This window comes from Ochrobactrum sp. CGA5 (assembly GCF_006345815.1).
GTDB lineage: Bacteria > Pseudomonadota > Alphaproteobacteria > Rhizobiales > Rhizobiaceae > Brucella.
The window spans coordinates 128,865-151,346 of record NZ_VCIG01000042.1 but is presented as its reverse complement, the minus strand read 5'-3'; the positions used below and the strand labels follow the sequence as shown (position 1 = coordinate 151,346).

Sequence of the window (22,482 nt, the reverse complement as noted above, 5' to 3'; positions counted from 1 at the left end):
CTCCGCTCCGACATGCGCGTCAGATCGAGCGAATGTCCGCTTTTCAGGTGTTCAAGATCGGCTTCGAACGACTGAGATGAAGGCGCGTTACGGTCCGGCAGCTACCGACCTCATTGCAGACGATCGCGGACATTCTCCGGATCCTCGAAAGCAGCTCTTCGTGCAACGGATGAATATGACCAGATCGGGGCCGACTGCTTACAGTCCGCTTCCGATTAAGTGCCAGCAGACAACAGTCCCTTTAGTATGGCTTTTAATCAGACAAATAAAGCTACCGACAAATAGTCGCGTGAAAGAAGAGCCTTGGTTGCAATATTCGCTGCCTGATGACAAATTCTCGGCCGTGCAAAAAGGGGCAGTGAGCGAAAAATGACTTTGGTCGAAGGTGTGAGATTAATTGGCGATACCTCGGAATCCGATCCGATCTTTCAAGCCTGCCTTAATCAGCATGGTATGTATGAGACGATGCGTTTTGTTCTTCGGCTCAGTCCGGTAAATCATGCTTTAATTGAGAAACTAGACGATCACCCGATACGATTCGCCGATTTGTCGCCGGAGTTGATCGAAGCATTTTCTATATACCTGCATGAAACTGTGCATTGGTGGCAGCACGTCGGGTCGACTTCTGGCCTCGTATTAAGCCTCAGTTATTTAGCGCAAAGCCATTCGAATTTGAATGATCTTAAAGGTATTATCGCAACACTAGGATGTAAGAAGCCGCTTAAAGGGTATACAGATCAAATACTCCAACGGGAGGGTGAAGCTGCCCAAGCTAAGCTTGCTAGAGCCAATACTGTCGTCAATAACGCCCTAGATATTGAGCATTACAAGCTACTTGCCCTTGAGCCACGAGAAAAAGCCGAATGGCTACAGCAACAGACGCATTTTGAAGCGGCGGGGCACGACTATCTGATCACCTACGCTCAGGTTATGGGGTTGATCGAGTCCGTGGCGGGCGTGGGTATTTCACTCTTTGATGAAATGGAAACCATTGAGTCTTCACTCGAGCGTATGAAATCTCAAAAGATTGAGGGCTTTTATCATGGCTCACCCATTCGACTACCTGCCGTAGGGATGAAGGCAATCTATGAGGGGCAAGCGCGCTTCATCCAACTTCAATTGAGCCACGCCTTAGTGTCCGATCCTCCGTCGCTTGCCAGCATGAAGGATAACGGATCACTTTTTGGTATCTATTTGGAGGCATTTGAAGCGTTTCTAAGACTGACCGAGAGTGAGTGGCCTGATGCCATCGATTCTCCCACCGTTGGGCTTTTTTTGCTTATCTGTGACCTCTCAATAAATCCAACGAGAGGTATCCCCCTCAAAATTGAATCATACAAAGATTTCCTTCTGGACGTAGATGCTGGTAGTCGCTTCACGTTATTATGCCTTGTGGTCAAAGAGATGCCTCACCTAAAAAATGCGGTCATCGATTATTCGAGAGACGAATATGTCACAATCGCGAGTGAATTAACTAGAGCAGCTGGCTATGATGATCCGATTGAGGGCATCAGCGCTGTGATTAATTGGCTCAAAAGCGCACCCGAACTGCAACAACTCATGGAGGAATATCGGACATTTGAATACAATCCGATGAACGTGCCGATCCGGGTATTTGTCTCCCACTTTATTGCTTTCTACAGGGACAAACTTGCCCATCCAGAGTTTTTCTGCTGGCCGGGCATCTATTTGACTGGTCAGCGGCATCAGAAAGAAGCTGGGGAACTTTGGCTACGCCATCTATCGCTGTTTAGTGATCGTGGCGACAAGCAGGGGGTGTACCCACGAAAGCGGCCAGATAAGTCTGACGAAGCGATCATGGACATGTTTGAGAAGTTCTACGGGAACATGGCTCTCTACGATCTAACACGACAGTGGATTTTGCATGATGGAGCATTCGTCAATGACTTCCGCTGGTTGGCAGAGAACTACGATCAAGCTGGTGTAGAAGAGTGGGCAAATGACACCTTCAAGCAGGTTTACGGCGTGCATTTGAATGATTTTGAGATAGTCCAGTGAGTTTGTACATTCCAATCAAAATGCAGCGGATGCCTGACGGGTTGTTTCCTAATCCTGGCACCCCAAAAGCGGTCAGTCAGGAAACCACCCCGTCACCGACGTTTGTAATAACCTAAGCAGAACGGCCGCTTTTGGGACTCCCTAATGGTAGGCCAATGGCTGAAATGAAGGCGCAAAGCGGACTGGCAGCTTAGAGGCTACCGAAACCGCGTTCAGTCGGAGGCTATAGACCTTCAACGATATTACCTAGCTTGGGTATTTTCAGGCAAAATGAGGTTGGAATAAGTTGTTCCAAGCGCCAATGAAAGCTCGTAAATCGTTATGATTGTCGGGTTGCGCTGTCCCCTTTCAAGGCTGCTCAGATACTGCTGGCTGAAGCCTGAACGCTCCGCCACTTGTTCTTGGGTCAGGCCCTTTTCTCTTCGTATCCGGGCAAAATTATCGCCAACGATTTTTCGCACATCCATGCGTGGATTGTTGGCACTTTACATACTATAAGTTTATCAACTATAGTATGTAAAGTGGACATCAGATGGCAGCGCGGACGCTATGCTGTCGCGGCGTGTGCTGCGAGGAGGGACTCGATCACGTGAGGTAATAGTTGCGATGCGTTTAACGCGCTAACTGCGCTTCGGTTTTCGGCCCGCACGCATGGGCCGAGGCGCTTGAGCTCCGTCAGGCACTTTTGAAACTAAATCCACAATGTCTATCGACAACGCTTCAGCCAGTCGCTCGAGCAAATCGATAGTGGGGTTGTAGTCACCCGTTTCGATGCCGCTGATTGCGGTGCGATCAACATTTGCATCGACCGCAAGGTTCTCCTGCGTAATGCCCTGGTTTGAGCGTATTTGCCTTAAATTCCAAGCAATTCGGGTGCGTGCGTTCATGCCCGAACGCGACCACCTTGATCCTTATTAATCCATCGTATATATTCGACATATTAATCATAGGCGGCACCCTTCGGCACTTACGCACAGCTGAAGGCGTGCCGTTTCGTACATTTGGACACCATCTTGGGGGAGTAAACATGCATCATTATGTGAATGCCATGCGGCAGTATGCTGTGTTTTCGGGGCGCGCGACGCGGTCGCAGTATTGGCTGTTCAGCCTGGTATTGTTCGGAATGTTGATCATTGCCTTGATGATGGATCAGGTTTTTGGCGATACGACCACTGATGAGCCTGCGGGGGTAATTACCGGCTTGGTGTATTTGGCCCACCTGGTTCCGTCGATCGCTGTTGGCGTTCGTCGCCTGCATGATACCGACAGATCAGTTTGGTGGTTGTTGGCGGTGTTCGTGCCGCTGATTGGTCAGCTCGCCGTGCTGATTTTCATGTGCCTGCCATCGGCGCCAGGCCGAAACCGATTTGACCTCGCACCGGGATCCGAACCGGATGAACGATTTGCTGGATCCAAGCCTGCGACTCCAGCTTCGGGGGACTCTCTCGATCAGTTGGAAAAAATCGCATCGTTGCGCTCCTCTGGAGCGATCGACGAAGATGAATTCCAGCAATTGAAAGCCAATGTGCTGCCCCGCTCGTCCAGGTGAGGTGGGGCCATGGGGGAGCATTTTCTATCAAAGCGGCGGCGTTTGCCGCTGCTTGGCCTATCATCAACGATGACCTTAGCGTTATCAGAACATGCCTGGGCAGGGCAGGGTGATGCGCGATCATCGCTTCTGGCGTTTGCATTCATTGCTGCCATCATCGTTATCATGGCTGTAATATTCATCCCAACCATCGTTGCGTTTCGTCGACAACATCCGAACCGGTGGCTCATATTCGTCGTCAATTTTGCCTTCGGCGGCACGGTTGTCGGTTGGGTAGCCGCGTTGGTTTGGGCATTGCATTATGTGCACATTAGCGAAGACGGCAGCAATGGCGGAGAAAGCGGCATCAATCTCTTCGTCAATGACCCTGTTAATGTTCGCGTCGATCCCAGTATGAACGAGGATCAGAAGATCGCTTTGCCGGTTAGCCCGACAAGCAACCCAAATCCATCGAAGGACCATTCGGATGCTGAGACCGTGAATGCGTTGCAGCGTTTGAAGACGCTGTTCGAAAGCGGAGCGATTTCGGCTGAAGAATTTACAGCACTTAAGGCACCTATCCTCAAACGCTACATTCACAAGACGGGGTAAAATATGATCATGGAGCAGAATCATTCAGCGCCAGCGCTTGAGCTCGCACAAAGTTCGAACACTTTAAAGTTCGTTCTTGGTCAGGTTTTTTTACTCAGTTCATTCATTGCATCGCTGAGTTTTGCTGCGAGCGTCCTAGTGCCTTCAGTGAGCTACGCCAACGAACCGCAAATTATCTTCCAGGAAAACGGCTGGATCGCTTTTCCAAAGCAAAAAGACCCGGAAAAAGGCTGCGTCATGGGGCGTCACATCAAGAACAATGTGCACGCCATTATATATGTAAACAACAATGAGACTTTCCAGATTGGTTTGACGTCAGCTGATTGGCGCCTTGAACAAGGAACGGAGTGGAAGGGGGCGATTGCATTCGATAGCGACCGGTCAATAGCGACGACGGTGAGAGCGTCGTCACAAAACACAGTTGTCGTGCCATCAGGGGCGGGAGAAGACAGCCTTGAAAGCCGTATCCGTGCTGCAGCTAAGGTTCGTATAACCTTCAACAATGAAACCTTTAGCATTTCGCTCAAGGGCTCGAGCAACGCACTCGATATGCTTTGGTCCTGCGCCGAAGGCCGTATGGGGGCTTCGAGCTTCAGCTTGCCAATACAATCGGGATTTTACGCCATTGCTGACGGCAATTGTTCTGACGGTTTAGGGCCTAACGTCATTTATACCGATAGCAAATCGCTGAACTGGCCAAGTTCCGCTTGCCGTTTTGAGAATGTCGAGAAAATAAGCCAGTCGCAATATAGTGTGAAGCAAACCTGCGGGCGCAATCTCGATGACGTCGAGACGACCGAAGATATCTATACGATCCAAAGCGCGACGAGGTTTTCATTCAAGTACGGCGACCAATTGACAGCGCTAAACCGGTGTAACCCTAAAACCCTGCCGCAAGCTGCTGGGGTCACCTCGCCATTCTACGCATTGCCGACGACTGAAGAGATCGCCGAGTATGCTCGATCAAAGATTGAAGCCGATGATGAAAACGGCCCGCATTCAACAGAAACTGCAAATTCAACACCCAATCTTTCCGCCATTGATTGTCTCATTGCGGTCGGCGGCGAAACATATGCTGATGGCGCGTGCCAGTGGCGAGCCGATAAAAGTGGCAGCTTCTCTGTTTATTCGGGCAAGTACTCGGCTGCTGTGAATGTCGACCATGTCTCGACCGTTCATAGCGGATACTGGAACGCTGGCAAAGGTAGTTACAGTCAGCCCGATATTGCTATTGGTTATATGCAGCAGGACGGAGCTTGCTGGAAAAGCACAACAGCAACGATATGTGCCTGGAAAATTGGCGAGCGCCAGCGAGGGGGCGACCAACAATTTCCCGGAGAAAGTGTCGTCCAAAAAAGCATGACGGGGCGAATTGTCGTCGGTTCGACCGACAGTGCGTTCGAAATCACGGGGAGTGACGGCGGGAATTCCTACGGTTTCCTGACCCAATCTAATGTCGGCCAAGAAATCTTCAAAATCTGCCAAATGGACAATGAATGCCGGATTGAAGGCAATTTCAATGAAGAGCGAAAATGGATCGAAGCCGTCAGCCACGTCGAAAAAATGCCGTCTGCTCCGGGGAGCGTGCAGTCAGAGCAAACTTTGCTCGCAAAACACAGACCCGGGTGCATTTATTGTCAATTCTCCTACCGGCCAATCCGTCCTCGATGAACAGCAGCAAATGCAGATGAAGAAAGATAGCCCACTCATGTATTACATGTTTGGCATCGTAAACTACGGCCCTGGTAAGCCCGTTCAACTGGATCATGACGATATCGCTGTTGTGAAGAGCCAAGTCGGGCAGCAGCTTCGGGATGAGACGTCGGCACGTTTCCGGGATGATATCGCTGCGGCGAGGATCTTTGATGGCAGTTATTCCGTTTGTGGTTCAGTGAACGGTAAGAACCAGTTTGGCGCTTATTCTGGATATGCTCCCTTTTGGGGCATCTATAACGAACAAAAGAAGAGCTTCGATTTTGTTATTATCGGTAATACGGCGGTGCGTATGTGCCAGGAGACTGGTGTAACAAAGGCGACAAACATTCCGTTTTGATGTGGTTGGGTTTGGGTATGCTTTGTCAAATGGCATGACACGCATTTGGCAAAACCGTGTGAAAGCACGCGTCATTTTGTTCATACTCTTCCTCGAAGAATAAGCAGTGTCTCCAACGAGAAAAATGAAGTGGATACTACTAAGATATTGATATTGCTTCTATAATTATGGCTGCATCTTGACAAGCGATGAACTTTCGGCTTTAATGCCGACATCGTTTGTCAAGTCGAGGCCCAAAATGGCGCAGCACCGGCAAGCCCGCACGGTGAATACAACCCAGATAAAACAAGCGCTTCGAACAGCAAATACCCTCCGACATCCTGACCGCAATGCCGCCATGTTGCTTTTAAGCTTCAAGGCTGGACTTCGTGCAGGCGAAATCGCCAAGATCGAATGGTCAATGCTGCTCGACGCCAACAACAAACTCGGCACGTCCATCAACCTGCCGGGTCGTATTACGAAAAATGCTCATCCTCGGCGTGTGCCGATACACCCCGATCTTCGAAAAGCTTTGCAAAAGCTTGCAAAGGGTAGGGGCAATTTGAATGGCCCTGTCATCGTAAGTGAGCGGGGCAGGGCAATGTCAGCAAAATCCATCGTCAACTGGTTTAAGCATATTTATACGCTCGCCGGTTTGGAAGGATGCTCATCGCACTCAGGCCGCCGGACATTTGTTACGCAGGCCGCTAGGCTTGTTCACAAAGCCGGTGGATCACTGCGCGATGTGCAGCTTCTCGCCGGTCATCGATCGATCACCACCACCCAATCCTATATCGATGGCGACAGCGATGCCCAGCGCAAGCTCGTTCGATTGATCTGAGCCAGCGTTCAGTTACCTAACTCCAACAACAATGAAATGAGCCTAGATCCTGAACAGAGGAGAACCTCGCATGACCAACGGCCTAGAACAAAGCAAGAACATATTGCAATCTCAAATCATCGCGGCGCTCAATGATCGCTTGCGCAAATACGGGATCGGCGGTCGCATTATGATGACACAACGGATCGCGGCACTTCAGCAATCAGAGATACACGACATTGTTCAGGCCATTCGCAGCTTTGATAGTTTCACCGAGGAAAACGATCCCCATACCGAGCATGACTTTGGCTTCGTTCAAATCGCCCAGCATTCGGTTTTTTGGAAAATCGACTATTACGATGAGAGCTTGTCGATGCATTCACCTGACAAGGCAGATCCCAATGTGACCGTGCGGGTTATGACCATCATGCTCGCTGATGAATATTGAGCAACTGGCAATCGCAATCATGGCGGATAATCACCGGCCAAAGCTCAGGCCTTATCTCCAGGGCAACCTCGATTCACTTTGCGGTGTATATGCCCTGATCAACGGTATTCGCTGGGCCTTACGAAATGAATTGGTATCGGCCAAAGGCGAGCATTGGGAAGAGCTGTTTCGAAAACTGACTGATCACGCCATTAAAAGCCGCGGTCACCTTGAGCTGGTGAACGATGGCTTGTCATTATACGGCATGATCGCCTTGACGCATGTTGCACAAGATCACATGCGTGAATATCACAACATCGGGGTTGTGATGCGCCGACCGTTTGCACTCAGAAGGCCCTTAGAAGCAATGGAGTCGGTGAATACAATCAGCGATCACCTTGCGCAATCCAATACTGCGGTGCTGGCCGCGGTGTATGGAACGCTCAATCACTGGTGCGTCATTAAGCAACTCGACGAGCAGCGCGCGCATCTTTTTGACAGCGACCGCCAATCGCACTTAGCCATATCAGCGTTTCAGCCAGCAGGATTCATCGATCCGAAGCGGCGTCGTACTCACGTTCAGCCGGGTTCGATTATTTTGCTAGAGTTCGCATTGCGTATAGACGTATAAAGATTTCTTTATATCGCTTGCGATCTCTCTTGACGAGAATGAAATAGTATTGCAACTTACAAAAATTCTGCAGCCTTGAACAAGCTGCTGAACGCAAACGATCTAGATAATTAAGTTTATCAGACAGATCGGTGTACCCGTTTAGTGAAGGCTAAATGTAAGTGTTTCAATAGAAGCCGGTATATCCGACGCTTCGCTTTTTTGGATGCAGTTGTTCATGCATCCGCACAAGAAAAAGCAGAGTTGGCGAAAAGACTAAGTTGAACGTGGTTTTTTAACTGCGGGTGATGACGTCTTTGAGCTGACTCGAGATTCAGAGCTCTGCATTCAAAGACCTCGTCTTCCGCCTTTGTCGGGAGCACTGTCATGGTCGAGAAAAGAAGGCAGCTTTCTTCTCTTGAAAATTCATATCTTGAACTGACCGAACATCTCGTTCGTCAGTATGGGCTTTCTCTTGGCGTTTTCGCAAAGTCGGTTAAACGAAAGCCGCGAATGGCGAAGGCTATCTCGCCGCCGCCCATTACTTATCAGCCTGAACATCTTTTAACTTCGGAACAAGCGGCAGCGATCCTAGGGCTTCGCTCAAAAACGCTCGCCAATTGGCGCGTACAGGGCGTTGAGAAGCTGCCCTTTCGTCGGATCGGCGGCGCTGTTCGATATCAGTACGGCGATTTGCTGACCTTCATCGAAGCGCGCAAACACGAAAACACTTCCCAGTATTAGTTCAAAGCATGGAGGCAGAAATGAACAAGAGAGCGAAAATCGATCTTAGCGATGCAACCAAAGAAAAAATAAGTACGGCCCTTCAGAATATAAATAAGAAGAAGGATATTAAGATGGATTTGATAAAAGAATTGAATGATCTTAAAGAGGAAAGAAATAATCTAGAATTACGCACGCGAGAAAAGACATACAGTATAATTACTCGAGTTTATGGATTAGCTCGTGCATGTAAAAATGACAATGATTCTTGGCAAGATTTTTGCAGGGAAGAATTTTTTAGATCCAGAAAACAAAAACCAAAATCGCATAAGCCAGAAGAGGCGCTGCGTTTCTTTTTTGCGTACCTCTTTGATGGCTCAGCAAAGGAGCGACAAACGCTGAGCAAATACAATCGCGCTTTAGCGGCAGCATTTGCGGAAGATCTAGCGCCAGATGTTGTTGCTGAAATGCTTAAGAATGAAGGTATCGAAACGCTTGCGCGAAAAAATGCCAAAAAGAGAGGAGTCGGCAATTCGGAGACTGGTCAACCGATCATTATTTATCAGAAATCGCCCGCTTACATTAAAAGGCTGGCTGAAATGGGGTGTGAGGGTGAATTTATAATAACATCACATGTATCAGTCAAGAAAAAGAATGAGAATTCTACAAAAATAACACGTATTGGCACAGATATATCGCCCTTGTAACACACAAATAGCCCTTTAATAATCGGTATAACCAACATTATACCGATTATATTACTAGCCTAAACATCGATATTAACCAATAAGGGTGTCTTACCATGACGATGCCGGCGATACTGGACAAAGAAGCATTTGTTAATGCCCACAACAAGCAGCGCAGCAAGCTGCGTAAACTCATCCTGACAATTACCGGTTGGGATGCCCTACACAGCGAAGCTACGAAGAATTTGAAGCAATGTAATGCTTTGTCGCTTAAAGCGACAAATGTTGAAGCGCGAATTGCGTTTGCGGAGACAATGCATGAAGAATTCAGTAGCTATCTCGGGCGTAACCCCGAGTTTCGTGCTTTCTGGGTAACCATTGCTCCCAATACAGCAATTACCTCCCTAAATGGAGATCACCTCAATGCACTAAGGTGTTTAAAGCGGTGTTTATTTAGGTTCATTGAGTTTGACTATTGGGGATTGATTGAGCCTGGTTACTTTCCAAGAGGCGGGTTCAACGGCACAGGAAAGAAAACGGTGTCCTGGCACGCCCATTTATTTATATGGGTTAGATCGGGTATTCAAACGGCTGAGTTGGCTAAGAAAATACAAGAAATAAATCTTCAAAATGCCGATAAAATGCCATTGGGCTTATCAGCCGCCTATTGCGTCGAGCATCAACTAGAAGCCATTCTGAAGCGTGTTTGGTATGCGTGTAAGGCACCGTTGAAGCAATACTCGATCGCTCCGAACAGAAACGGACGCTTCAAAATTCAGAAAGCAGAGCTTCGCCCTGGTCAAGCCGCTGAACTGCATAACATACTTTGGGACACATATATTGACGACCTTTTGGTTGGTCGGGGAGAAGGCAATGAAATTCTCAAAAATGCAGCCTACCAGGTGAAACGGAAACTAAAGACAGCTGAGAATAAACGTCAGGAACGGTTGAGGTTACTCGCTGGTATCATTTAAGTTAATCTTCCGATAGCGTGCCGTCGGACGATAAATATCGAATGGATTATCGAGCAATTTCCAGCGTCACTGAGCTGGAAATTCATGGGTTGCTAACATATGGCGAAAACGTGATTTTGCCATATGTTGTAATTTGTTGAAGGCTTTGCTCTTTCAGTATCTGCCAAAAGGATCGATTTCATCCCTTTTGAAAAGCTAGATGTGATCGAGCTTTTTCTAGATAACTCTGATAACATCATAGATTCTTCAATTATCATTATAGATAGAATATTTATAATTACGCGTCGCTAAGCAATATCGGAACAATTGCGGCGTTCTCCGAGTTTGTCTCACGCAGCAAAATCTATGTCTTCAACGAACATAGGGGGAGAGTGAGATGGGTGAGTTGTTGTTTTGGATTGTTCTGGTGGGACTGCCAGTGCTTCTCGTAAGCGGCTTCGCATATGCACACTATCTGAAGCGTACTGGTGGTACCAAGCCAGGCGAAGATGGCGCTTAGCGGAAGAAGGGCTAAATCGATGGCACGCCGTGCAAACTGGAAAGGGCAGTTGAAAATTGATCAGCTTTTGTGCCCCGTTGCACTTTTCACAGCGGCATCAACGTCTGATCGTGTGTCATTCAATCTGATAAATCGCAAGACCGGAAACCGCCTCAACCGGGAATTTGTTGACGGTGACACGGGCAAATCGGTGCCGCGGGAAAATCAGGTCAAGGGCTATGAAGTGTCGTCGGGCACCTATTTGAGTTTCGACGAAGCGGAAATCGCCGCGGCCATTCCCGAAAGCGACAAGACGCTGAATGTCACCCGATTTGTCAAATGCGACGAAATCGACGATGTCTATCTCGACCGGCCATATTATCTTACCCCAGTCGGCGACAGCGATGGTTTCGTACTCGTTCGCGAGGGTATGAAATCTGAAAATGTAGCCGCAATTGCCGAGACTGTCCTTTTCCGCCGCGCGCGACAAGTTCTGATCCGTGCCGACGATGATGGTCTGATAGCCACGACGCTCAATTTCGAATATGAGGTACGAGCGGCAGCGGAGGCATTTGCCGACTTGGGCATTTTCAAGTTCGATCAAGAAATGCTCGACCTGGCGCAGCATATTATCGACACCAAGATGGGCAGTTTCGACCCCGCAGGCTTCGATGACCGGTACGATGCAGCACTGGCAGATTTGATAAAGGCGAAGATTGAGGGGAAGCCGCTCAAGAAGCCGGCTGCGCCGAAGACTGCCGAGGTTATCGATCTCAAGGAGGCTCTTCGCAAGAGTGCAAACCTAGGTCGGGTCGGGCAGGCGGCGACCAAAGCAATAAAAGGCAAAGCCAAGTCCGGGGCGGCATCTGGAACAAAGTCTAGAAAAAAGGCCGGCTGATCATGGGACAGTCACTCGAAACCTATCGCAGGAAACGCGATTTTACCCTGACTAACGAGCCGCGCGGTAAGTCTTCGCGCACAAAACGCGAGCTCTTTGTCGTGCAAAAACATGATGCTCGCAGACTGCATTATGATTTTCGCCTTGAGATGGATGGCGTGCTGAAAAGTTGGGCTGTGACGCGAGGTCCAAGCCTTGTTCCTGGCGAAAAGCGACTGGCCGTGCATGTGGAGGACCATCCGCTTGAATATGCGGACTTCGAAGGCACGATCCCTAAAGGCAAGTACGGTGGTGGTACAGTTATCGTCTGGGATACAGGGCGTTGGAAATCCACTGCTGATGCACATCAGCAATACAAGAAAGGGCATCTTGAGTTCGAGCTCACAGGGGAAAAACTCAAAGGTCGCTGGCATTTGATCCGGATGCACGGAAAGCCAGACGAGAAGCGAGAGAATTGGCTCCTCATCAAGGGGGAGGACGAATTTTCCAGAAATCCTGATGAACCTGACATTCTTGTAGAGATGCCGAAATCGGTAAAAACCGGCCGCGCCATCGCCGATGTCGAACACGAAGCGCCAGGATGGTCATCGAAAACTGGTTCGATCAACAAAAAGTCGAACGCTCAAGGGGATGGTGGGCGCGCAAATATCAAAAATGCGAAGAAGCGACCGATGCCGAGTTTCGTCAAACCTGAGCTCGCTACGCTCGTATCAGTTGCTCCAGATGGAAACCGCTGGCTTCACGAGATCAAGTTCGACGGTTATCGCATCCAGGCTCATATTGCGGGGGGCAAGGTCGCCCTTTATTCGCGTGGGGGACTGGATTGGACTGAAAAATTTGGCCAGCAGATTGCCAGAGATCTTGTTGGTACGAGCGTGAACGAAGCCATATTTGATGGGGAGATCGTTGTCGAAAGCCAGTCGGGACTGTCTGACTTTTCAGCTTTGCAAGAGGATCTAAGGGAGGGACGTTCTGATCGATTCGTTTATTACCTTTTCGATCTACTGCATGTTGATGGCAAAGACCTTCGCCAGACGCCTCTGGTTGAGCGCAAAACGCTGCTCGAAAAATTAATTTCTGCATCATCGTCAACACTTCGCTTCAGCGAGGCCTTTGATGCCGATGGGGCTGCGGTACTGAAGAATGCCTGCGGACTTGGCCTTGAGGGCATTGTGTCGAAGCTCAGGGAGGCATCTTATAGAAGCGGTCGCAGCAACGATTGGCGTAAGTCGAAATGCATTGGACGACAGGAATTCGTCATTGCAGGCTATGTTCCGTCGACGGTAACGCGAGCGGCAATCGGTTCGCTCCTTTTGGGTGTACAGGATAAGAAGGGGCTGGTTCCCGTAGGCCGGGTGGGAACAGGCTTTTCGGTCAGGATTGCAAAAGAACTTTACAAACGGCTGCAAGCCATGCGGCAGGGAGGGAGCCCATTCGCCGTGCCGCTGACGGCAGATGAAAGGCGCGGAGCCAAGTTCGTTACACCGCTGCTGGTAGCGGAAATCGAATTTCGTGCCTGGACTGCCGATAAGCGATTGCGTCACGCGTCCTTCAGGGGGGTACGAGACGATAAGGCTGCCAAGGACGTCATATGGGAGAAGCAAACCATGTCACCCCGTATTTCCAGTAAAGGCCCCGAGGAGATCGACGTGAAGCTCACACATCCCGACCGGGTTTACTGGCCGGGCGAAGGTGTCACAAAACAGGGTCTCGCAGATTATTATTCCGCTATCTGGTCCAGCATCGAACCTTTCATCGTCAACCGCCCCCTGGCATTGTTACGCTGCCCAACCGGAATTGACGGAGAACACTTCTTTCAAAGGCACGCGTGGAAGGGGTTGAATGAACATATTATCGAAGTTCAAGATCCAGAGAACAAGGAAGAGGAGCCTTATATCAGCATTCGGGACTTCAACGGGCTGATCGGTCTGGTGCAAGCCGCGACGCTGGAAATTCACCCCTGGGGTTCTACGCTCAAAAATTGGGAGCTACCGGATACGTTGACAATGGATCTCGATCCGGGTGAGGGCGTTCCATGGTCGCGCGTGATCGAAGCCGCAATCGAGACCAAGGAACGTCTGGAAAAACTCGGATTGAAGACGTTTGTTAAAACGTCCGGTGGCAAGGGACTACATGTGGTCGCGCCATTGAAGCCGAAGGTCGACTGGGACGCCCTCAAGAGCTTTACAAAGGCTATTGCCGACCAGATGGCTGCAGACAGTCCTGATCGCTATGTTTCGACGATTTCCAAGGCCAAGCGCAAAGGCAAAATTCTTATTGATTATCTGCGCAATCAGCGCGGCATGACTGCTGTAGCACCCTATTCGCCGCGGGCACGTCCTGGTGCTGCAGTTTCCATGCCGCTTGGGTGGGACGAAGTGACGTCAGCAATAGGCCCCGCCCATTTTACTATTGTCAACACGCCGAACCGGCTGGCCGCATTGAATAGCGATCCCTGGCAGGATTTTCGCAACGCGGAAACGCCGCTGCCTAAGCTGAAGAAATAGGCAGAACTCTTCGCATCAGCTTTTTGTATTTTCACCGGCAAGGCTTTTTCGTAGGGCATCCATGATGTTGATAACATTGCCTTCGGTTTCAGGTGCCGTCTTGCGCGGCTTCGATACCGATGCCGTTTTCTTTTTTTTCTTTGCAGCAATCATCGACTGAAGGTTCTTCTGCATTGGGTCCTGAAGAAAATCGGGTTTCCAATCTTCTGTCTTGCCCTTGATGAGCCTGCGGACCATGGAAAGAAGCTTCTTGTCGGGTTTGCTATCTTCAATAGTGGAAAAGTAGTCGGTGGCATTCCGCACTTCATCGCCGAAACGCAACGTCCACAAAACAATTCCGCGACCGCGCGGTTCGAGAAGCACTGCTCTTTCGCGTCGGTACATGACAAGCCGGGCCAGACCGAAGACTGCGCTTTTAACCATTGCCTCCCGGATGACGGAAAAGGCTTCTTGGCCCACCTTGTCGGAAGGCGCGAGATAATGCGGCTTGTCGTACCAGATCCAGCCGATACTGTCCCGCGGTACGAACTTGTCGATGTCTATAGTTCTTGTGCTCTCAAGCGCCACAGCCTCCAGCTCATCCTCTTCAAGAATGACATAACTTCCGTCACCTTTATCGAACCCTTTGACCTCGTCATCATCCCGCACTGGCTTGTGCGTAACCGAATCCACGTATCGGCTGATCACTCGGTTGCCGGTCTCAACATTCAGGGTTTGGAAGCGCACTTTCTCGCTTTCGCTGGTCGCAGGTGTCAGCTCCACTGCACAGGTGACGAGCGAGAGTTTGAGATAGCCTTTCCAGAAAGCGTGGGGCACGAACTGATCCTCCGGAAGAACAGGATAACCTGTTTGAAGCCCGATAGTTCCCGATTAGATTTTTTCCGTCTGGGAACCTGTTGTGGTTTGTAGTGGTTATTCGGCAAGGAAAGTACGACTGGGGTTGCAAATTGCTTAAAAAGTTTTCCGCTGTTCCGCTGCTACAAAACAATGCTGCTCATGGGTTGGTCCATGTCAGCGACACCGCGCCGGGAATTAGGCGCCTGCGTTGTGGAGCCGGGTTTCGTTATGTTCGGTTTGACAAAAAGGCGATTTCAGTCGCGGATCGAAACAGGATTGCTAAGCTTGCCATTCCGCCTGCTTGGAACGATGTCTGGATATGTTGCGATCAGCGCGGACATATACAGGCAACCGGGCGTGATACGCGCGGAAGAAAGCAATATCGTTATCACTCCGCGTGGATGGCGATGCAGGAGGAAACCAAATTTTCAAGTCTGCCAGATTTCGCCGGTGCACTCAGCCGACTGCGCAAAGTGGTCGATATCGATATGCGGCGACGCTCGCTCTGTCGTGAAAAGGTCGTTGCGACCGTCATCTGGCTAATGGATCGACTATTGCTGCGGGTCGGAAATCCAGATTATGCACGCGACAACAAGAGCTTTGGGGTCACTACGCTTCGCAATCGGCATTTGCGGGATGAGCGTGGCGGATTGCGGCTCGCATTTACTGGCAAATCGGGCAAAATGTGGAGTCTCAAGCTTGCCGATAAACGAATTGCGCGTATCATACGCTCCATACAGGAACTGCCTGGGCAGCAGTTATTTCAATATATTGACGGGGCGGGTGATCGCTGTCCCGTCTCCTCTCAGGATATAAATGACTATCTGCGAGTGACTATGCGGTCCGATTTCACGTCGAAGCATTTTCGAACTTGGGCTGCAACGGCAACTGCCCTTGAGTTGCTACGCTGTCTCGATTTGCCTGACAGTGACAGGGCGCAAAAGCAAAGGCTTAATAGCGCAATCGATAAGGTTGCGCACATGCTCGGCAATACAAGAACGGTATGCCGGCAGTCTTACATACATCCTGCCATCCCCGAACACTGGCTGGCCGGAAAACTTGGCTCGCAGATCGATGCCGCTGGAGCTATCCGGCTAGTTGCGCCCGAACTTAGCGATGCCGAGCGTCGCACTTTGAAATGGCTACTTTTCATCGATGCGGAAAAGAGCTGACCAACGGATGACGATGGCTGTTGACGGTCCGCGATCTCGCGGCACGATGCGGTTATGGATTGGCAGGCACAGAACGCCATTGGTCATCATGATGGCTCGATCAACATGTTTTAGGTTAGCGGAAAGACTTAATTAACTGCTTTTAACAGTAGGTGGCGAAATGTCGGCTCTCGATCTGGTTGTGACATTAATACTACAGACATATTTCATTCATGAGTTATCTTTTAAATAACGAAATAACCTTAGGCTTATTAGGTCACGGAGAAATGCCATGAAAATTAAGTCTCTTCTTTTGGCGTCAACTGTTGCTCTTATTGCTACAACGGGTGCGAAAGCTGCTGACGCTATCGTTGAGGAGCCTGCGCCGGTAATCGTTGCTGAACCTATTTTTAGCTGGACTGGCGCTTATATTGGTGGGCAGATCGGCTACGGGTGGGGAAAATCGGAATTCGAAGATGCTTTCCGTGTGAAACCGGACGGTTTTCTCGGTGGTCTTTATGCCGGTTATAACTTTGATGTCGGCAATAACTTCATTCTCGGTGTCGACGGCGATATCACCTATAATAATCTAAAGGACAACTACAGCGCTACTGACGGAGATATTGCTGGTGACCTTGAGAGCAAGTTGCGGTGGTCGGGTGCTGTTCGCGCACGGGCCGGTGTCGCATTTGATCGCTTCATGCCCTATATCGCGGGCGGTGTTGCATTCGGTAGTGTGAAAAACACGCTTTCAGCAACGGACGGTGTGGATGAAATCAGCGTATCGCAAAGCAAAACCTATACTGGCTGGACGGCCGGTGCGGGTGTGGACTACGCTGCTACTGACAACCTCATTCTGCGCCTTGAATATCGCTACACTGATTATGGTAAGAAGGACTTTGATTTTGGCACGGATGTAAGTGTCGAAGACAAGTTCAAAACACATGACGTTCGTTTAGGTGTAGCTTACAAGTTTTGACAAGCATTATCTCAGAGATATGAAAAGGCGGTCCACGAGGTCGCCTTTTTGTTGCGAAGTCTCATGAGTAACATTCGCCTGGCATTTACGCTTTGAATCCAATATGTTTTTCCTTGGTCGCCTTTGAATCTTCCGCATACCGGTATGGAAAAATTTATGGATAGTGCAGTGCTTTTCTTGCATGCGCGTGGACAGTCGGCCGATGAAATCCGGATGTTGGATTGGAACAGCAATCCAATCGGAAAGCCAGAAACTGGCCCACCTCTCTGATAACCGCGGTTCAGATGATGCCTGGCTTCGCATTTCCCAAAGGCCATTATCTGGGGACCGGAATTCACCACGATTTATAACGATGCCTTCCGACAGATTCTCGGTGAGAAAGAGAACTGCATGGGAGCTTCATTCCGCGATATTTGGGCCGAGGCTTGGGATGAAATTCAACCGATGGTCCAGAAGGCCTATGCGGGTGAAGCCATCTTCATTGAAGACTTTCCCTTGGTCATCGATCGGCACGGATACCCCGAGCAATGTTATTTTACCTTCTGCTATAGCCCGATTTATAATGAACGGGGACAAATAGCCGGCATGATGGATACTGTCATCGAGACCACGACAAAGGTTGAAGCGGAAAAACATGCTCGCATACTGAATGCCGAACTCGCTCATCGGATCAAAAATACCTTTAGCATAGTAGCGGCGATTGCTGGTCAGACTTTCAATAACAATGCTGATGAAGAAGTGATCAACACCTTTACCAGACGCCTGTTTGCACTCGGAAATGCACACGATGTGTTACGATTGGGCAAAAGCTCCGAAGGTTCGCTTCGTCAGATTGTGAGCGGAATAACAAACGCGCTGGCGGTGGCGGATCGCGTACAGATAAGCGGACCGGATGTGCTGATCGGCCCTAAAGGAGCTTCAACGCTGTCGCTTCTAATTCACGAACTGACCACCAATGCGATCAAATATGGCGCTCTTTCAAACAATGAGGGTCATGTGCTGTTGGAAGTAGCTGTGTCAAAAAAACAGGATGATGCAGTTTTCTCGTTGCGTTGGGCTGAATTTGGCGGGCCACCTGTTATCGCGCCAACTAAGACCGGGTTTGGTTCCAAGCTCATAAAAATGGGACTGTTAGGCGCCGGTGAGGTTGACGCTGACTATGGAACCGAAGGGTTTGTTGCGAAATTCTCTGCCCCTCTTCGCCAGTTGCAGGGTGAAGGTCGTCTTTTTGACTCTACTTAGTTGGCTCAGGAATGCTTAATTCTAGTCCCCCGCGTCATGAGCTTTATTAAACGGCTGACAGATGGGTATCTGACGTGTTTAGGTCGCTTTGAGATGGATTCTGAAAGGTCATGCTCAGCCAAAGAGTTAAGCCAGAATTCTTGACATCGAAGCGGCATTTCGAAAGCAAGTCTTGCGTCTTCGGTACTCCCAATGTCGTGCGTGCATAAAAGGCAGACCGTGATAACGACGCTGAGACTATCTAGTTTGAACCTATTCCATTGAGACAGCAATATATTCTCGGCATCTGCTACTGTTCTCACTGTCTGCGTGATGCCGTCCGCAATTTTAATGACCACAGCGTCATCCCGGTGTATCTGTTCCATGGCGAGCTTATAATCGCGGACAACAAGGGGAGCAGGTCAAAACCTTCATCAATTTGAAAGTCCCGTGGTTTGCCAAGTCTTATCGCCAGGAGTCGATAAGCTCATCCGTGCAGACGAGTTCCAATTGCTCACTAAATCGTTGGTGACAAAGAGAGATAATTGCGTCGTGGGTTTGATCGGAAACGCTGCATACTGCATCGTGGACAATGATCACCCGATATCCGCGATCTACGGCGCCCAATAGTGTTGCGAGAACACAAAGATCGGTCTCCGCTCCGCTAATGATCAAAGTATGAACGCGCTTTTTGTGCAGATATCGCTGGAGGAAGCCTTCGGTCCAGGGGGAGTAAACAGTCTTATCGAGTACAACAGCAGGCGGCGAAAAATCTCCCAACGGGTCGACGAGGTCCATGAATGACGGATCGATACGATTGAGAGTAAGGGTCTCCCACTTGCGGTAATAACCTCTCCATGCTCCCAGGGCAGCGTCGGGTGACCTTGGAGGTATAAAGCGGGTAAAGATCGTTTCTTCACTGCGCTGGGAGCAGATATCCACGATATTGGGCAAGATCGCGTCAATCCATGGCACGTGCCAAGGCGAAGCAGGTCCGAAAAGATTCTGCATGTCTATGCAAAGATGCATGCAGCCGCCTCGCAAATCTCCGCGTAGAAGCCCGGTTTCCAGAGGCATGTTATTCTTCAAGTCTTTCTACGACGATTTGCCCACAGGCTCCCTCAAGCAGACGCAACATCCGCGCAGTTGCTTCGTTCACCGCGTCGGCTGTTGACAAGTGAACATGCTGCGGGTTCTGGAAGTAGACAGAAACGGCAGTTCCTGCATCGTCATAAAACTGAACCGAATAAGCTTCATCGTCTTCCATCGAAACGACTTGGGTTTCCATAGCCATTTGCCAAACTCCTGCCAAATATGCCGAACCAGCCAGAATTGCTTTCGTTCCAGATTGAAATTCCCGGGGTTTCAGCGACGAGGCGAAGCCGAATACGGCTGGTTCCCACGCTCATCGCGCTCCGCTTCACAACCGTACGCTATCGTACAGACAGACCTTGCGGAGGAACTAACTGGCTGACTGGGCCTTACTTTACCTGGGGAAGGAGGAGACACATGCCCTCGATATCCGAGTTCGAAGAAGAGTTGCTGGCACTTGGACCTGCGCTTCATCAGTTCGCCAGAACGATGTACCATCAGCGTTCCGACGTAGAGGACCTTGTTCAGGAAACGCTATTAAAAGCTCTGTGCAATCGCGATAAGTTCGTCCCCTATGGATCGCTCAAATCCTGGCTGTTCACCATCATGAAGAACATTTTCTGCACCAGGATCAAGATATCCCGCCGCGAAGATGCAATTGAGGATCGGGAGGGACTAACAATCAACCCATCGCAGGATTGGGCCATGGAATTGCAGGATGTCGGGGAGGCTTTCTGTAAACTGTCGCCGGCACATAAGAGCGTTCTTGACCTAGTGATATTTCGCGGGCTGAGTTACGAAAAGGCTGCGATGGCGGCGGGCTGCACGGTCGGAACGATCAAGAGCAGGCTTAACAGAGCAAGAGCGCAACTCGAAAGCGACTTGTATCCGGCTGAAAAGAGTCTTCGGAAACGATAGCTTAAACGAATTTCTGCGAGTGATTGGTGTTGGCCGCGAAATCGTGATGCCGGATCTCAAATCGTGAGTGAGCGAGCCTTGCAGCTAGCTCTGAAATGTAATTAAGATCACGCAAGCCGCTTTCATATAGTCGTATTATGCACTCTGCGAGCTCAGTGGCCGAATAAGCACGGTCACTTTCTTCGAGAATTATTGCAGATTGAGCAAAGCAACTACGCATGAAATTAACTTCAGCTGATGAGTAAATTCTGCTGGCTTCATTAAATAACGGCATGTCAGCCTCCATCAAGAAACGAAGCTTCAACGATACGCCGTTTACCGGACTTAGATAGTCTTAAAACCTGTTCTTTCGCATTGGTGCGGTAGCGTACCGAAAAAAGCGTTTACCGATCGCTTCTCGGAACCAACCATCCTTCCGCGTGTTTCCACTTCATGATGATGGAATGAGGTTCACGAAATGCCGTTTCCTCCACAGAATGCCATTGCTAACAAACTTTTGGCTTTGCTTCCGCCCTCCGATTATGAAGCCCTTATCCAGGAAACTACTTATGTGGAACTTCCGCGTGGGACGGTGCTTGCAGAAACGGGGAAACCGATCGCGAAAGTTTATTTTCTTACGACAGGTATCGGCTCGGTTATTGTGACGACCGCCGAAGGAAAACGTGCAGAAGCGGGAATTTTCGGCTTCGATGGGTATATTCCAACGTCTGCAATCGCTGGTGTCGAAAACAGTTCTTATGACGTCCTGGTTCAGGTTGCTGCGCAAGGTTATGAAATGCCTTATGAGAAGTTTCGGCGGTGGATGGACGAAAGCCGCAGTTTTTCCAGGATCATGATCCGCTCTATCGAGGCGTTTTCCGTTCAGCTTGCCTATACCGCCGTCTCGAATGCCATTCATGAAGTCACGCAACGATTGGCCCGATGGTTGCTGATGTGTGATGACCGAATATTAGGCAAAGAAATAGCAATCACTCACGAGTTCCTGTCGATAATGCTTGCAGTTCGTCGGCCAAGTGTCACGAATTCTCTTCATGTTCTTGAAGGATTGGGCTTGATCAAGTCTGAACGAGGAGTTGTCTTTGTTCGTAATCGTCACGGGCTGGAACGCTATGCTCGAGATGCCTATGGCTGGCCGGAAAAGGAATACGTGCGGCTGATGCAGGGATTTGAACCTCTCGGTGACGTCTAGTTTTGAGCGCCGAAGAGCTGGCTATATTCTTCTTCGGGTTTTCCGTAGGCTTCGCCAGCAAATTCTTCGAGACCCCTACGGTCACGTATTGTGATGCGGCCTCGCTCTGATCGCACCAGTTTTTTGCCTTCCAGTAGGTGAAGTCCTGTCGTAATGCTGGGGCGTCTTACACCGAGCATGAGAGCGATGAAGTCGTGGGTCAGGATAATTTCATCCCCGTCAACACGATCATGTGACATCAAGAGCCAGCGCGCCAGCCGCTCGTGAACATGCAAGTTTACGTTGGCCCAGACAGTATAAGAAACCTGTGAGGCAAAAGTCTGAATGTAACGGGCCAACAAACTGGCAAACACGCTGTTGCGATTAATTTCCTCTCGTGCAGCACTGACGGCAATCCGATGACCATAGCCGCTGACTTGCATGATAATTTCATGAATGCTGGTTGTAGCGCCAACCGCTCCTGACGTTGGTGAAAACCCTTCGCGTCCGACCATGCCAGCCTCTGCCAGCTGACCTCTGGTCGATACGGCGATGACCGAACTGATCCCGCCGCAAAGAAAGTATAGATAGTCGATCGATTGATTGGCCCTGACAATAACTTGACCACGCTCAAGCGTGACAGGTTCCAGGGACGAACAAATACTATTGAGAATATCTGGAGGCAGGCTCTTCAACAGGCGGTTGTGCAGTTTAGATTCGTCGTACATCTGTGCTACTTCGGGCAAAGTACCAGCTATTCGCCGTTGTGCCCCCCAACTCTCTTTGACGGTTGGGGTTCTAT

The 22,482-nt window shown here is 49.8% G+C and carries 26 protein-coding genes; 19 read left to right on the top strand and 7 right to left on the bottom strand.

Going from position 1 to position 22,482, the window contains the following annotated elements; translation table 11 throughout:
* Positions 1 to 369: 369 nt before the first annotated feature.
* Positions 370 to 2,019 (top strand): hypothetical protein, encoded by a 1,650-nt coding sequence (locus tag FJQ48_RS19095; protein WP_139976507.1) that lies wholly within the window; start codon positions 370 to 372, stop codon positions 2,017 to 2,019.
* A gap of 242 nt (positions 2,020 to 2,261) precedes the next feature.
* Here the strand turns inward: FJQ48_RS19095 and FJQ48_RS19090 are convergent, their stop codons facing one another.
* Positions 2,262 to 2,486 carry a helix-turn-helix transcriptional regulator gene (locus FJQ48_RS19090; protein ID WP_125303090.1) on the bottom strand — a complete coding sequence of 75 codons (225 nt, stop codon included), beginning with the start codon at positions 2,484 to 2,486 and terminating at the stop codon, positions 2,262 to 2,264.
* A gap of 153 nt (positions 2,487 to 2,639) precedes the next feature.
* Positions 2,640 to 2,906, bottom strand: a complete 267-nt coding sequence (locus FJQ48_RS19085) for a helix-turn-helix transcriptional regulator (RefSeq protein ID WP_125303093.1) — start codon at positions 2,904 to 2,906, stop codon at positions 2,640 to 2,642.
* A gap of 140 nt (positions 2,907 to 3,046) precedes the next feature.
* Here FJQ48_RS19085 and FJQ48_RS19080 point away from each other — a divergent pair, with 140 nt between their 5' ends.
* The 13 genes from FJQ48_RS19080 to ligD all read left to right on the top strand — a co-directional run bounded on the left by FJQ48_RS19080 (position 3,047) and on the right by ligD (position 14,314).
* On the top strand, positions 3,047 to 3,568 hold the full coding sequence (locus tag FJQ48_RS19080; RefSeq protein ID WP_139976764.1) for a DUF805 domain-containing protein: 522 nt from the start codon (positions 3,047 to 3,049) through the stop codon (positions 3,566 to 3,568).
* A 9-nt stretch (positions 3,569 to 3,577) separates the two neighbouring features.
* Positions 3,578 to 4,159 (top strand): superinfection immunity protein, encoded by a 582-nt coding sequence (locus FJQ48_RS19075; RefSeq protein WP_125334585.1) that lies wholly within the window; start codon positions 3,578 to 3,580, stop codon positions 4,157 to 4,159.
* A gap of 3 nt (positions 4,160 to 4,162) precedes the next feature.
* The gene (locus tag FJQ48_RS19070; protein ID WP_139976506.1) at positions 4,163 to 5,830 is read left to right on the top strand and encodes a hypothetical protein; all 1,668 of its coding nucleotides are present in this window, start codon (positions 4,163 to 4,165) and stop codon (positions 5,828 to 5,830) included.
* Positions 5,831 to 5,846: 16 nt separating this feature from the next.
* Complete coding sequence (locus FJQ48_RS19065; protein ID WP_139976505.1) at positions 5,847 to 6,212, top strand: hypothetical protein; 366 nt, start codon at positions 5,847 to 5,849, stop codon at positions 6,210 to 6,212.
* Between the two features lie 205 nt (positions 6,213 to 6,417).
* On the top strand, positions 6,418 to 7,032 hold the full coding sequence (locus FJQ48_RS19060; RefSeq protein WP_348770744.1) for a site-specific integrase: 615 nt from the start codon (positions 6,418 to 6,420) through the stop codon (positions 7,030 to 7,032).
* A gap of 70 nt (positions 7,033 to 7,102) precedes the next feature.
* Positions 7,103 to 7,459 carry a DUF3768 domain-containing protein gene (locus FJQ48_RS19055; protein WP_125303105.1) on the top strand — a complete coding sequence of 119 codons (357 nt, stop codon included), beginning with the start codon at positions 7,103 to 7,105 and terminating at the stop codon, positions 7,457 to 7,459.
* Entirely contained in the window at positions 7,449 to 8,069 is a 621-nt protein-coding gene (locus FJQ48_RS19050; protein WP_139976504.1) for a hypothetical protein, read from the top strand. Before FJQ48_RS19055 ends, FJQ48_RS19050 begins: the two co-directional genes overlap by 11 nt.
* Positions 8,070 to 8,435: 366 nt before the next feature.
* Complete coding sequence (locus FJQ48_RS19045; protein WP_125303111.1) at positions 8,436 to 8,792, top strand: helix-turn-helix domain-containing protein; 357 nt, start codon at positions 8,436 to 8,438, stop codon at positions 8,790 to 8,792.
* Positions 8,793 to 8,812: 20 nt separating this feature from the next.
* The gene (locus FJQ48_RS19040; RefSeq protein ID WP_125303114.1) at positions 8,813 to 9,478 is read left to right on the top strand and encodes a hypothetical protein; all 666 of its coding nucleotides are present in this window, start codon (positions 8,813 to 8,815) and stop codon (positions 9,476 to 9,478) included.
* Between the two features lie 95 nt (positions 9,479 to 9,573).
* Positions 9,574 to 10,431, top strand: a complete 858-nt coding sequence (locus FJQ48_RS19035) for a hypothetical protein (protein ID WP_139976503.1) — start codon at positions 9,574 to 9,576, stop codon at positions 10,429 to 10,431.
* A 376-nt stretch (positions 10,432 to 10,807) separates the two neighbouring features.
* Positions 10,808 to 10,930: a hypothetical protein gene (locus FJQ48_RS22870; RefSeq protein WP_255412162.1), complete on the top strand. Its 123-nt coding sequence runs from the start codon at positions 10,808 to 10,810 to the stop codon at positions 10,928 to 10,930.
* Positions 10,931 to 10,949: 19 nt separating this feature from the next.
* The gene (locus FJQ48_RS19030) at positions 10,950 to 11,807 is read left to right on the top strand and encodes a Ku protein (RefSeq protein ID WP_012093603.1); all 858 of its coding nucleotides are present in this window, start codon (positions 10,950 to 10,952) and stop codon (positions 11,805 to 11,807) included.
* A gap of 2 nt (positions 11,808 to 11,809) precedes the next feature.
* Positions 11,810 to 14,314: a DNA ligase D gene (ligD, locus tag FJQ48_RS19025; protein WP_139976502.1), complete on the top strand. Its 2,505-nt coding sequence runs from the start codon at positions 11,810 to 11,812 to the stop codon at positions 14,312 to 14,314.
* 15 nt (positions 14,315 to 14,329) lie between these two features.
* Here ligD and FJQ48_RS19020 read toward each other — a convergent pair whose 3' ends face one another.
* Positions 14,330 to 15,130 carry a Ku protein gene (locus tag FJQ48_RS19020; RefSeq protein ID WP_139976501.1) on the bottom strand — a complete coding sequence of 267 codons (801 nt, stop codon included), beginning with the start codon at positions 15,128 to 15,130 and terminating at the stop codon, positions 14,330 to 14,332.
* A 131-nt stretch (positions 15,131 to 15,261) separates the two neighbouring features.
* Between FJQ48_RS19020 and FJQ48_RS19015 the strand changes: the two genes are divergently transcribed.
* From FJQ48_RS19015 to FJQ48_RS19005, 3 genes are all read left to right on the top strand, one after another.
* Positions 15,262 to 16,323 (top strand): DNA topoisomerase IB, encoded by a 1,062-nt coding sequence (locus tag FJQ48_RS19015; protein WP_180350252.1) that lies wholly within the window; start codon positions 15,262 to 15,264, stop codon positions 16,321 to 16,323.
* Positions 16,324 to 16,594: 271 nt separating this feature from the next.
* Positions 16,595 to 17,281, top strand: coding sequence for an outer membrane protein (locus FJQ48_RS19010; RefSeq protein ID WP_012093599.1), 687 nt, complete (start codon positions 16,595 to 16,597; stop codon positions 17,279 to 17,281).
* A 291-nt stretch (positions 17,282 to 17,572) separates the two neighbouring features.
* A complete protein-coding gene (locus FJQ48_RS19005; protein ID WP_348770745.1) occupies positions 17,573 to 18,523 on the top strand; it encodes an HWE histidine kinase domain-containing protein in 951 nt (316 codons plus the stop codon).
* Positions 18,524 to 18,528: 5 nt separating this feature from the next.
* Here FJQ48_RS19005 and FJQ48_RS22785 read toward each other — a convergent pair whose 3' ends face one another.
* The 3 genes from FJQ48_RS22785 to FJQ48_RS18990 form a co-directional block, all read right to left on the bottom strand.
* Positions 18,529 to 18,888, bottom strand: coding sequence for a DUF982 domain-containing protein (locus FJQ48_RS22785; RefSeq protein WP_247870416.1), 360 nt, complete (start codon positions 18,886 to 18,888; stop codon positions 18,529 to 18,531).
* A gap of 79 nt (positions 18,889 to 18,967) precedes the next feature.
* Entirely contained in the window at positions 18,968 to 19,579 is a 612-nt protein-coding gene (locus FJQ48_RS18995; protein WP_139976499.1) for an isochorismatase family cysteine hydrolase, read from the bottom strand.
* Between the two features lies 1 nt (position 19,580).
* Positions 19,581 to 19,796: a hypothetical protein gene (locus FJQ48_RS18990; protein WP_139976498.1), complete on the bottom strand. Its 216-nt coding sequence runs from the start codon at positions 19,794 to 19,796 to the stop codon at positions 19,581 to 19,583.
* A 215-nt stretch (positions 19,797 to 20,011) separates the two neighbouring features.
* Here FJQ48_RS18990 and FJQ48_RS18985 point away from each other — a divergent pair, with 215 nt between their 5' ends.
* Both FJQ48_RS18985 and FJQ48_RS18975 read left to right on the top strand, forming a co-directional pair.
* The gene (locus FJQ48_RS18985; RefSeq protein WP_139976497.1) at positions 20,012 to 20,512 is read left to right on the top strand and encodes a sigma-70 family RNA polymerase sigma factor; all 501 of its coding nucleotides are present in this window, start codon (positions 20,012 to 20,014) and stop codon (positions 20,510 to 20,512) included.
* Positions 20,513 to 20,969: 457 nt separating this feature from the next.
* A complete protein-coding gene (locus FJQ48_RS18975; RefSeq protein ID WP_139976495.1) occupies positions 20,970 to 21,701 on the top strand; it encodes a Crp/Fnr family transcriptional regulator in 732 nt (243 codons plus the stop codon).
* Here FJQ48_RS18975 and FJQ48_RS18970 read toward each other — a convergent pair.
* Positions 21,698 to 22,408, bottom strand: coding sequence for a Crp/Fnr family transcriptional regulator (locus FJQ48_RS18970; RefSeq protein ID WP_012093593.1), 711 nt, complete (start codon positions 22,406 to 22,408; stop codon positions 21,698 to 21,700). The two genes, FJQ48_RS18975 and FJQ48_RS18970, sit on opposite strands and share 4 nt — an antisense overlap.
* Positions 22,409 to 22,482: the final 74 nt, after the last annotated feature.